We start from the raw sequence: 10,011 nt of genomic DNA, 5'->3' as shown, positions 1-10,011 counted from the left end.
ATCAGGCACGTTGACCTGGGCAGATCCGCAAGCCAAGGTCGCGCTTGTGGTGCTCACCGACCGCGATTTCGGTGACTGGGCGCTGCCGCTGTGGCCGGTCCTCGCCGATTCCGTGATATCGGAGTGCGTCGCGGACTAGCGCAACAGGGGTCTCACAAGGCACAATAGACACGCAAGACACAATTTTATTTTCAAGGTATCTGTAACCCTGCTCGTCGGGCTCACCAGGTCGTTGGGGAAGACGTCCCTCGTGGAGCCGAAGGAGCAGCAGATGCGTGCGTCGAACCAGTTCGCCGACGTGACGACCGGCGTGGTCTATGTCCATGCCTCGCCCGCCGCGGTGTGCCCGCATGTCGAGTGGGCGTTGTCGTCGACTCTTGCAGCCAAACCCAACCTGAAGTGGACCCCGCAACCGGCGATGCCCGGGCAATTGCGTGCGGTCACCAACTGGGTGGGCCCGGTCGGTACCGGCGCCCGACTGGCCAATGCGTTGCGTTCCTGGTCGGTGCTCCGGTTTGAGGTCACCGAGGATGCCAGTCCCGGGGTCGACGGGCAGCGGTTCAGCCACACACCACAGCTGGGACTGTGGAGCGGAGCGATGAGCGCCAACGGCGACGTGATGATCGGCGAGATGAGGCTGCGAGCGATGATGGCCGACGGCGCCGACGCGTTGGCCGCCGAGCTGGATTCGGCGCTGGGCACGGCGTGGGATGAGGCGTTGGAGGTATATCGCGACGGCGGTGATGGCGCCGAGGTCTCCTGGCTCAGCCGTGGCGTGGGGTAAGCACCCGCAGCGCGCCGGAGACCGCTGAGATCTCAGCGGGCAGCGCGCAGGCATACTCGCCGTCGGCGTAGGCATTGATACCCGCCGAGTCCACCTCGACGGATTTCGCACGCGCCGTGGTCACCTCGTCGAGGCCGATGTGGGTGCCCTTGTAGACGGTGGGAAACAACCGGATCAGCCGGCGGCGCGACGCCGAGTGCACCATGGTGATGTCGAGTTGGCCGTCGCCAGGGTCGGCGTTGGGGCAGATCCGCATTCCGCCGCCGTAACTGCGGGTGTTGCCGAACGCCGCGAGGGTGAGGTCGGTGACGATCTCGTCGCGTCCGTCGAGCATCAGCCGGAACGGTAATAGCCGCAGCTGCGACAGCTCGGCGAGCATCGCCAGGTTGTAGCGCATCCGGCCGCGCGGCCAACGCATCCGGTTGGCTCGATCGGTAACCAGCGAATCGAACCCCGCGGCTGCCACGGTGCCGAACCATTTGATGACACCTTCGCGGTCGCGGATCCTGCCCAGGTCAACGGTTTCGGTCCAGCCGTCCGCGACGACGTCGGCGGCGGCAACGGGATCCTTTGTGGGCAGCCCGAATCCGCGAGCATGGTCGTTACCAGTGCCGGCAGGAATGATTCCCAGCGGAATATCAGTGCAGGCCACGGCCTGCAGTGCATCGGAGATCACGCCATCGCCGCCGACGACAACCAGTGCGTCGGTGCCCTTTTCAACCGCGGCATGCAGCAGGCGGCGCGCGTGCTCGGCATCGCTGCCGACGATCGCCACCACGTCGATGTCACGCTGCTGCAGCCGCTCGACCGCCTTTTCGGCGGCGTGCGGCGCGTTTCCGTGTCCAGAGGCCGGATTGGTCAGCAGGGTCACGCGACCGATTTCGCGCTTGGTCATCACGGAATCAGCTTGCCGGGATTGAGAATTCCGGCGGGATCCAGCGTCGATTTGACCGCGCGCAACACCTGCACGCCCAATTCGCCCACCTCATCGCGCATCCAGGGCCGGTGATCGGCGCCGACCGCGTGGTGATGTGTGATCGTCCCGCCGGTGGCCACGATTGCACTGCAGGCAGCGGTTTTCGCGGCGCGCCATTGTTCGATCGGGTTTCCGCGTTGTCCGGCGACGACGGTGAAGTACAGCGAAGCGCCGGTGGCGTACACATGCGAAATGTGGCACAACACCAGCGCCGGCGTACCGGAATCGGCCAGCGCGGCGGTCAACGCATCGGTGACCGCGGCTTTCAGCGCCGGGATATTCGACCACTCGGTGGCCGTCTCGAGCGTCTCGCAGAGCGCGCCGGCGCCCAGCAGCGAGTCCCGTAAGTACGGCGCGCCGAACCGGCCATGCTCCCAGGCCCGCGCCGGGGCTTCACCCAGCGACGTGCCGCCCGCGGCGGCCATCAGGTCCCTGGTTTCGGCGTGCCGGCTTTCGGTGTGCGCCGCTGTGCCCTCGAACACGGTGATTGCCAAGCAGCCGCCGGTGATCTGGGTTTCGCCGATTGCCTCGGTGGTGGCCAGGTTGACGCCGGTCTCGGCTTCGTCGGACATCCGGATCACGGTCGGTCCTGCGCCGGTCTGGGTGACGGTGCGCAGTGCGGCTGCCCCGGTGGCGAAGTCGGGGAACGACCACGCCTCGTAGCGGGTGACCTCGGGCTTCGGATGCACCCGGACCCGCACCCGGGTGATGATGCCGAAGACGCCCTCCGACCCGATCAGCAGTTGACGCAGGTCCGGACCGGCCGCCGACTGCGGGGCGCGGCCCAAATCCAGCACGCCAGCGGGGGTAATGACGCGAAGGCCGCGAACCATGTCGTCGAACCGGCCGTATCCCGCGGAATCCTGGCCCGACGATCGGGTCGCGGCGTAACCGCCCAAGCTGGCGAATTCAAAGCTCTGTGGAAAATGCCCCAGCGAGAAGCCGTGTTCAGAGAGCAGTTGCTCGGCTTGCGGGCCGGTGACGCCGGCGCCGAACTCAGCCTCGCCGGACACTGCGTCGAAACCGAGCAGTTGGTCGAAGCGCCGCAAATCCAGCGACACCGCAGCGCTGAATTCGCCGCGGATGGGGTCGAGTCCACCGACCACGCTAGTCCCGCCGCCGAACGGGACAACAGCGATGCCGTGCTGCGAGCAGTACTGCAAGATCGCGGCGACCTCGTCGTCAGTGCAGGGCAACAAAACCGCATCGGGCGCTTCTTGCGCGCCGGAATCTTTGCGCCGCAACAGATCCAGGGTGGACTTGCCGCCGGCATGCAGCAGCCGGTCGCGGTCGCCGACTCGGCAGTAGTTCGGCCCGACGATGGCGGCCAGCGCCTCGCGGTGGACCTGTGCTAACTCCGACAGGCGCAGCTTCACCTGGTCGGCGTCAAGTTCGGCGGTAGGGGAGTCCGTCACGCCCAGGGCCTGCTTCAACAGCGAGCGGATTCCTTCGGACACGGGTTTGGCTTCCCGCGGGTCACCCCACGCATTCCACTTCATCGGGGGGAGCAATTGGTCTGACATGCGTTACAGTATTACATATGCTGTCAATCAGTAATGCTCCCGTGGAGGAACGCATCCTCACGGCCGCCGCGAGCTGCGTGGTCGATTTCGGGGTAGAGCGCGTGACGCTGGCGGAGATCGCCCGACGGGCGGGGGTGAGCCGTCCAACCGTTTATCGCCGCTGGCCGGACACGCGTTCGGTGCTGGCTGCGCTGCTGACCAGCCATATCACCGCCGCGCTGGATGAGGTGCCGCTCCGTGGAAGCGGCCGTGCAGCGCTGGTCGACCGGGTGGTGGCGGTGGCCGAACGTCTGCGCCACGACGAGCTGGTGATGGCGGTGCTGCGGTCGGAGCTGGCGCTGGTGTACATCGCCCAGCGGCTCGGCAGCAGCCAGCAGATGCTGATCGACGCGCTCGCTCAAGGTTTACGCGCGGCCCAGCGCGAAGGGAGCGTGCGACCCGGCGATCCGCGCCGGCTCGCAGCGATGGTGCTGCTGATCACCCAATCGACAATTCAGTCCGCCCAGATCGTCCGCCCGATTCTTGACGGCGACGCGCTGGCCGCCGAACTCGCCTACTCGCTGAACGGATATTTGTCATGAATTCGACTGCACTGAACGCAGCGCGCCGCACCGCCGACTTGACTGCGCTCGCCGATGGCGAGCCGATTGACGTCGTCGTGATCGGTGGCGGCATCACCGGCACCGGCATCGCGTTGGACGCGGCGTCGCGAGGCTTGCGAGTGGCGTTGATAGAAAAGCACGATCTCGCCTTCGGCACCAGCCGGTGGAGCTCCAAGCTGGTGCACGGCGGATTGCGCTACCTGGCAACTGGCAATGTCGGCATCGCCAGGCGCAGCGCTGTCGAACGCGGAATCCTGATGACGCGCAACGCCCCTCATCTGGTTCGGGCCATGCCACAACTGGTCCCGTTGCTGCCGTCGATGGGACGAATGGAGCGGGCGTTGGTGCGAGCCGGCTTTCTGGCCGGCGACGTGTTGCGGAAGACGGCGGGCACACCGGCGTCGATTTTGCCTGGCTCTAGCCGTATCTCAGCAGCGCGGGTCGGCGAGCTGGCCCCGGCCGTTCGACGCGAGGGTCTGGATGGTGGACTACTCGCTTACGACGGCCAACTGATCGACGACGCCCGACTGGTCGCCGCCGTTGCGCGTACCGCGGCACAGCATGGGGCTCGAATCTTGACCTATGCGTGCGCATCTGAGGTCACCGGGACGTCGCTGCGGCTAACCGATCAACGTAGCGGCGAGTCGTTTGATATGTCGGCGCGCACCGTCATCAACGCCACCGGGGTGTGGGCGGGTGAAATCGACTCGTCGCTGAAGCTGCGTCCAAGCCGCGGTACGCACCTCGTGTTCGATGCCGCCGCGCTCGGCAACCCCACAGCGGCGCTGACGATTCCGATACCCGGCGAGCTGAACCGCTTCGTCTTCGCGATGCCCGAACAGCTGGGGCGGATCTATCTTGGACTGACCGACGAAGAAGCGCCCGGGCCCATTCCTGATGTGCCACAGCCGACTTCGGCCGAGGTGAAGTTCTTGCTCGACGTCGTCAACACTGGGCTGGGAATCACGCTGGACAGTTCCGATGTGATCGGTGCATATGCCGGGCTGCGGCCGCTGATCGACACCGGAGCCGGTCACACCGCGGACGTGTCACGCAACCACGCCGTGATCGAGTCACCCTCCGGGGTAATCAGCGTGGTCGGTGGCAAGCTGACCGAGTACCGGCATATGGCCGAGGACGTCCTCGACCGGGCGATCGAATTGCGGGGCCTGGACGCCGCCCACTGTCAGACCCGAAATCTGCCATTGGTCGGCGCGCCGGCAAACCCGGGCTCACCCGTAGCGCCGATGGCGGGCTTGCCGGAGTCGTTGGTGCTGCGTTACGGGGCCGAGGCGGCCAACGTCATCGCCGCCGCCAGCTGCGAGCGGCCGGCCGACCCGGTGGCCGACGGGATCGATGTGACCCGGGCTGAATTCGAGTACGCCATCACCCATGAGGGTGCGATGACAGTCGACGACATCGTGGATCGTCGCACCCGGATCGGGTTGGTGGAGGGCGACCGGGACCGAGTGACCGCCGTGGCCGAGGAATTGCTCGGATAAAAGTGACAGTAACTACTATATAGTAGTAACTGTTATTTATCGCATCCGCGGGAAGGCGGTGACCCGCATGAATGTCACGCATGTTCCAGTTCTGATCGTCGGGGCGGGCGTCGGCGGACTAGCTACGTCGGCTCTTCTGGCCAACCACGGGGTCAACTCGCTGTTGGTCGAAAAGCGGCGCGAGGTTTTCATCTACCCGAAGGCCCGCAACCTGAGCTTCCGCAGCCTCGAGATCCTGCGCCGCATCGGCCTCGGCGACGCGGTCCATGCGGTCGCCGATGGCGTTTCCGACATGGTCGTCAAGCCGACGCTGAACAGCCCGGACGAGGAACCGGCCATGGACATCGATGCCATTTTCGCGCCGTTCGCCGGGATGAGTCCCGAGCCTGCTGCGCAGTATTGTCCGCAGAGCAGGCTGGAACCGATGCTGTTGGCGCAAACCCGCCGGCACGGTAGCGAGGTTCGTTACGGGACGGAGCTATCCTCGTTCGACCAGGACGATGCTGGTGTGACTGTGGTTGTGCGCGACCAGGAGTCGGGAACCACCGAAACGGTACGCGCCGACTATCTCGTCGCCGCCGACGGAGTGCACAGCCGGATCAGGGACTCGCTGGGCGTCCCGACCTCCGGATACGGCGCAGTGCCGATCTTCGTTGTATTCATCTACTTTCGAGCGCCGTGGCGGAAATTCGTGTCGCAGCTGCACGACGGGGACGGTGTACAAGTCAAAAACGCTGACGTGGACGGCATTTTCCTGGTGGTCGAGGACGACCTTGGCATGTTCATCACCACCTACTTGCCTGGAAAGGGCGAGACAGCAGCGCAATTCACCCCGGAGCGTTGCGTCGAGGTGCTCACCAAGGCCGTCGGCGAGCGGGTCGATGTGGAGATCGTCGACGTCGCCGCGTGGCAACCGTATGAGCGGGTAGCCGCCCAATTCCAATGCGGCCGTGTCTTTCTCGTTGGCGACGCTGCGCACACCATGCCGCCGCTCAAGGCCGGGGGAGCCAACACAGCGATCCAGAGCGCAGACAACCTGGCCTGGAAGCTCGGCGCCGTCCTGAATGGCGTGGCGGGGCCGGAGCTGCTGAGTACCTATCACGCCGAGCGTCACCCGGTCGGGCGTTTCAACGCGCGCCAATCGCTTACCGGCCCGTCGCTTGCGATGCTTCGGCTGGACGATGACCGGCCACTGTTGCCGCCGGACGAGGAGGCGCCGATGTTCGCCCTACTCGCCGGCTACCAGTACCGCTCGGCGGCGGTCGTGACCGACGAGCCGGCGCCGAGCGACCCGGATGCGATATCGCTAGTCGAGGAGCTGCGGGGACAACCCGGCACGCGGATCCCGCACGTCTGGGTGCAGCGCGACGGCAAGCGCCTTTCCACGCTCGACTTGTGTGGGGATGAATTCACCCTGCTTACCGGAACCGAGGGTGCCCGATGGGTTGATGCCGCCGCGGCAGCGACGGCTGCCCTCGGTGTCGCGATCGAGGCGGTCGATGTCGACGGGGCATGGGCAAATGCGACCGGACTAAAGCCCGACGGGGCTCTGCTGGTGCGCCCGGACGATTTCGTCGGGTGGCGGGCGGACCAGCTACCGACTGACCCCGAACGCGAGCTTCGCGACGCGGTTGCGGTGATCCTGGCGCGCGGCTGACTGTTGACCAAAATCGTATTTTGGTCATAAAGTAGAAGCCGTGGTGGTGCACGGCTCCCGTGGCGATCGGCGAGAACGGGCCGATCGGATTCTTGATACCGGCCGAGACTTGCTGCTGTCGTGGGGCTATCGCCGAGTGACCATCGATGAATTGGCCCGCCGCGCCGGCGTCGGCAAAGGCACCATCTATCTGCACTGGCGTTCTCGCGAGGAAGTGTTCCACGCGGTCAGCGCCCGCGAAGCGGCGGCGATGGCCGAGGCGATTGTTGACGCCGTCCGCAAGGATGCGGTCGAGGTCGCGCTGCATCGCTACCTGCGGCGGCTGTTCGTCGAGGCGATGAAACGACCGGTGCTGCGCGCGCTCTACACCCGCGACGCCGATACCCTCGGCACTTTCCTTGCCGCGGCGCATCATCAGCGACTGGAGCAAAGCAAGCTTGGTGTCAACCGCGACTATCTGGGCGTGCTCGCTGCGGAGTCCATGCTGCGTCCCGATCTGCGTTTGACGGACCTCGACTACACATTACCCACGATCGTCTTCGGTTTCTTTGCGGCAGAACCCTTTCACGCGCCGACGATCACGTTGACCTTGGAGCAGAAGGCGGATCAGCTCGCCGACACGGTACGGCGGGCCTTCGAGCCACCTGAGCCGCCGAGCAGCGCCGCGGTGAAACGTGCTGCCGAAAAAGCTCTTCCGATCCTTCAACGACTGGCCCGAGATTTCCGAACGGCAACCTATGGAGATGATGAGGATGACTGAACTCGCTCGCCCGCGCGGGCAGTACGGGGTGGACGGCGACTACCGGTTGATTCCTGCGCCGGTCGTCTTTGCTGGCTATCTCCTGATGTGCTTTGCCGCAGCAGTTTTGGCGGCGGTGTGGCTGGCGGGTGGGCGCGTCATCGCGGGACTCGCAGCCTCCTCGGTCGCCGTCGTATTGATCGGCGCCGGGGTCAGCATCGCACGGTTCAGCCGGCGAGGAAAGTTCGAGGTGTGGGCGCGCCTGCTGACCGAGATCGGGCTGCGCGGCGACGAACGCGTGCTCGACCTCGGCTGCGGACGTGGCGCGGTCTTGTTGGCAGCAGCCAAATTGGTGCCGCGTGGAAAGGCTGTGGGAGTGGATATTTGGCGGCCCGATCAGACCGGCAACTGCATGCAGGCGACACTGGCCAACGCCGACGCCGAAGGCGTGGCCGACCGCATCGAATTGCATACCCGCGACATGACCGATCTGCAATTTCCCGACGCTTCCTTCGATCTCATCGTGAGCAGCCTGGCGATCCACAATCTGCCGGGTAACCAAGCGCGGCGGGCCGCGATCGACGAAGCGGTGCGGGTGCTGCGGCCCGGCGGTCGCGTCGTGATCGCCGATATCGGCTTCACCCGCCTGTATGCCGCGCGGCTTCGGCAACGGGGCATGGCGAACGTCGTGCGTCGGGATCTTGGTTGGCGGGCCTGGTGGGGACTTCCGCTCGTGCGCACCCACGCCGTCACCGCCACCAAGCCCGGGTGAGCCACTGTTCCCATTTGGGCTGGCGCGACCTGGCTGTGTTCGATCAGTCGTGTTTGGCCTCGTATCGCAGCAGGACTGTGCCACCCGGGAAGGTGCGGTTCTCCAACAGTCGCAGCGAGATCCATGACGGCAGTGTTGGGAAGAACGGGGTACCGCCACCCACGGCGGTGGGCGTGACCACCATCCGGTACTCGTCCACCAGTCCGGCCTGCACGATCGGTGCGGCCAGCGTCGCGCCGGCCACCTCCAGCCTGCCGTCGGTTTCGGCTTTCAGCTTCGTCACCACCTCGACTGGGTCGCCGCGTTCCAGGCGGGAGTTCCAGTCGACGGACTCCAGGGTGCGCGAGAACACGACCTTGGGCATGTCGCGCCAGATGTGGGCGAAGTCGACGATCAGAGGGGTGGCGTCCGGGGCCTTGTCGGCGGTCGGCCAGTACGCGGACATCAGTTCGTAGAGCCGCCGCCCGTAGAACGACAGGGCCGTCTCCCGCTCGAAGTCGTTCCAGTACTGGTGCAGTTCTTCGCGCGGATCGCTCCAGTCGATGTTGCCTTGTGCGTCGGCGATGTATCCGTCCACCGACACGTTGAAGCCATAGATGAGTTTGCCCATGGAGATCAGACTGCACCGGAGGGCAAAACTCATCGCGACGCCACACGAGTTACCGGGCAGACCATCGTTGCCAACGGCGGCTACACCACGCGATCGCGAGCTCGGCCGCGAATGTAACGCTGCGGCGATTATTCGTGTGATCTTTCGCCGTGGCGTTACGTTCGGCGAACGGTTGGCGTCTTACAGCGGAATGTTCTTGTGGCGCCCGCGTCGTGCCGGCGCCTGGGCCAACGCCTCGGTGATCTTGCTGCGGGTGTGGGCCGGGTCGATCTTCTCGTCGACCACGCCGATCTCGATGGCACTGTCAACACCGCCGGCAATGCGCTCGTGTTCCGCGGCCAATTCATCGTGCAGGGCCTCGCGCTCGTGGTCGGACGCCGCGGCCAGCTTCTTCCGGTGCAGAATGCCCACCGCGGCCTTGGCGCCCATCACCGCAACCTCGGCGTCCGGCCAGGCGAACACCTTGGTGGCGTTCAGCGAACGCGAGTTCATCGCAATGTAGGCCCCGCCGTACGTCTTTCGGGTGACCAGCGTGACGCGCGGAACGGTGGCCTCACCGAACGCGTGCAGCAGCTTCGCGCCGCGGCGCACCACGCCGCCCCACTCCTGGTCGACACCGGGCAGATAGCCGGGCACGTCGACGATCACGATCAGCGGAATCCCGAAAGCGTCACATAGCCGCACGAAACGTGCAGCCTTCTCGGCGCTTTCGGAGTTCAGGCAGCCACCCAGCCGCAGCGGGTTGTTGGCCAGCACCCCGACCGTGCGGCCGGACAGCCGGCCCAGCCCGACCACCATCGACGGCGCCCACCTGGCCTGGAACTCCTCGAACGGCGCCCCCCCGTC

Annotated in this window: 10 protein-coding genes and 1 pseudogene; 7 read left to right on the top strand and 4 right to left on the bottom strand. The window is 65.8% G+C overall.

The window, feature by feature from the left end; all coding sequences use genetic code 11:
• Both WBF82_RS10045 and WBF82_RS10040 read left to right on the top strand, forming a co-directional pair.
• A pseudogene (locus WBF82_RS10045) lies at positions 1–139 on the top strand (serine hydrolase); the annotation flags it as partial.
• Between the two features lie 132 nt (positions 140–271).
• Entirely contained in the window at positions 272–784 is a 513-nt protein-coding gene (locus tag WBF82_RS10040) for a DUF3145 domain-containing protein (RefSeq protein WP_424382891.1), read from the top strand.
• Here the strand turns inward: WBF82_RS10040 and WBF82_RS10035 are convergent.
• Positions 765–1,679, bottom strand: coding sequence for a diacylglycerol kinase (locus tag WBF82_RS10035; RefSeq protein WP_424382890.1), 915 nt, complete (start codon positions 1,677–1,679; stop codon positions 765–767). The genes WBF82_RS10040 and WBF82_RS10035 overlap by 20 nt on opposite strands.
• A complete protein-coding gene (locus WBF82_RS10030; protein ID WP_424382892.1) occupies positions 1,679–3,259 on the bottom strand; it encodes an FAD-binding oxidoreductase in 1,581 nt (526 codons plus the stop codon). The genes WBF82_RS10035 and WBF82_RS10030 overlap by 1 nt, the downstream gene beginning before the upstream one ends.
• A gap of 41 nt (positions 3,260–3,300) precedes the next feature.
• On the opposite strand from WBF82_RS10030, the gene WBF82_RS10025 reads away from it, so the two are divergent.
• From WBF82_RS10025 to WBF82_RS10005, 5 genes are all read left to right on the top strand, one after another.
• Positions 3,301–3,864 (top strand): TetR/AcrR family transcriptional regulator, encoded by a 564-nt coding sequence (locus WBF82_RS10025; RefSeq protein ID WP_424382889.1) that lies wholly within the window; start codon positions 3,301–3,303, stop codon positions 3,862–3,864.
• The gene (locus WBF82_RS10020; protein ID WP_424382888.1) at positions 3,861–5,387 is read left to right on the top strand and encodes a glycerol-3-phosphate dehydrogenase/oxidase; all 1,527 of its coding nucleotides are present in this window, start codon (positions 3,861–3,863) and stop codon (positions 5,385–5,387) included. The genes WBF82_RS10025 and WBF82_RS10020 overlap by 4 nt, the downstream gene beginning before the upstream one ends.
• 67 nt (positions 5,388–5,454) lie before the next feature.
• A complete protein-coding gene (locus tag WBF82_RS10015) occupies positions 5,455–7,044 on the top strand; it encodes an FAD-dependent monooxygenase (RefSeq protein ID WP_424382887.1) in 1,590 nt (529 codons plus the stop codon).
• Between the two features lie 40 nt (positions 7,045–7,084).
• A complete protein-coding gene (locus tag WBF82_RS10010; RefSeq protein WP_424382886.1) occupies positions 7,085–7,804 on the top strand; it encodes a TetR/AcrR family transcriptional regulator in 720 nt (239 codons plus the stop codon).
• Positions 7,797–8,555: a class I SAM-dependent methyltransferase gene (locus tag WBF82_RS10005; protein ID WP_424382885.1), complete on the top strand. Its 759-nt coding sequence runs from the start codon at positions 7,797–7,799 to the stop codon at positions 8,553–8,555. The genes WBF82_RS10010 and WBF82_RS10005 overlap by 8 nt, the downstream gene beginning before the upstream one ends.
• Before the next feature lie 43 nt (positions 8,556–8,598).
• On the opposite strand, the gene WBF82_RS10000 is transcribed toward WBF82_RS10005, so the two are convergent.
• Positions 8,599–9,165 (bottom strand): dihydrofolate reductase family protein, encoded by a 567-nt coding sequence (locus WBF82_RS10000; RefSeq protein WP_424382884.1) that lies wholly within the window; start codon positions 9,163–9,165, stop codon positions 8,599–8,601.
• Between the two features lie 180 nt (positions 9,166–9,345).
• The coding region (locus tag WBF82_RS09995) for a carboxyl transferase domain-containing protein (RefSeq protein WP_424382883.1) at positions 9,346–10,011 on the bottom strand (666 nt) is incomplete at its 5' end.

This window comes from Mycobacterium sp., from assembly GCF_049673265.1.
Lineage (GTDB): Bacteria > Actinomycetota > Actinomycetes > Mycobacteriales > Mycobacteriaceae > Mycobacterium.
This window is presented reverse-complemented; position numbering and strand designations above follow the sequence as displayed.

Bases quoted from the DNA above. Each gene is read 5' to 3' on its own strand.
- WBF82_RS10020 (WP_424382888.1), top strand. From the start codon at position 3,861: ATGAATTCGACTGCACTGAACGCAGCGCGCCGCACCGCCGACTTGACT.
- WBF82_RS10035 (WP_424382890.1), bottom strand. From the start codon at position 1,679: ATGACCAAGCGCGAAATCGGTCGCGTGACCCTGCTGACCAATCCGGCC.
- WBF82_RS10040 (WP_424382891.1), top strand. From the start codon at position 272: ATGCGTGCGTCGAACCAGTTCGCCGACGTGACGACCGGCGTGGTCTAT.
- WBF82_RS10005 (WP_424382885.1), top strand. From the start codon at position 7,797: ATGACTGAACTCGCTCGCCCGCGCGGGCAGTACGGGGTGGACGGCGAC.
- WBF82_RS10030 (WP_424382892.1), bottom strand. From the start codon at position 3,259: ATGAAGTGGAATGCGTGGGGTGACCCGCGGGAAGCCAAACCCGTGTCC.
- WBF82_RS10000 (WP_424382884.1), bottom strand. From the start codon at position 9,165: ATGGGCAAACTCATCTATGGCTTCAACGTGTCGGTGGACGGATACATC.
- WBF82_RS10025 (WP_424382889.1), top strand. From the start codon at position 3,301: ATGCTGTCAATCAGTAATGCTCCCGTGGAGGAACGCATCCTCACGGCC.
- WBF82_RS10015 (WP_424382887.1), top strand. From the start codon at position 5,455: ATGAATGTCACGCATGTTCCAGTTCTGATCGTCGGGGCGGGCGTCGGC.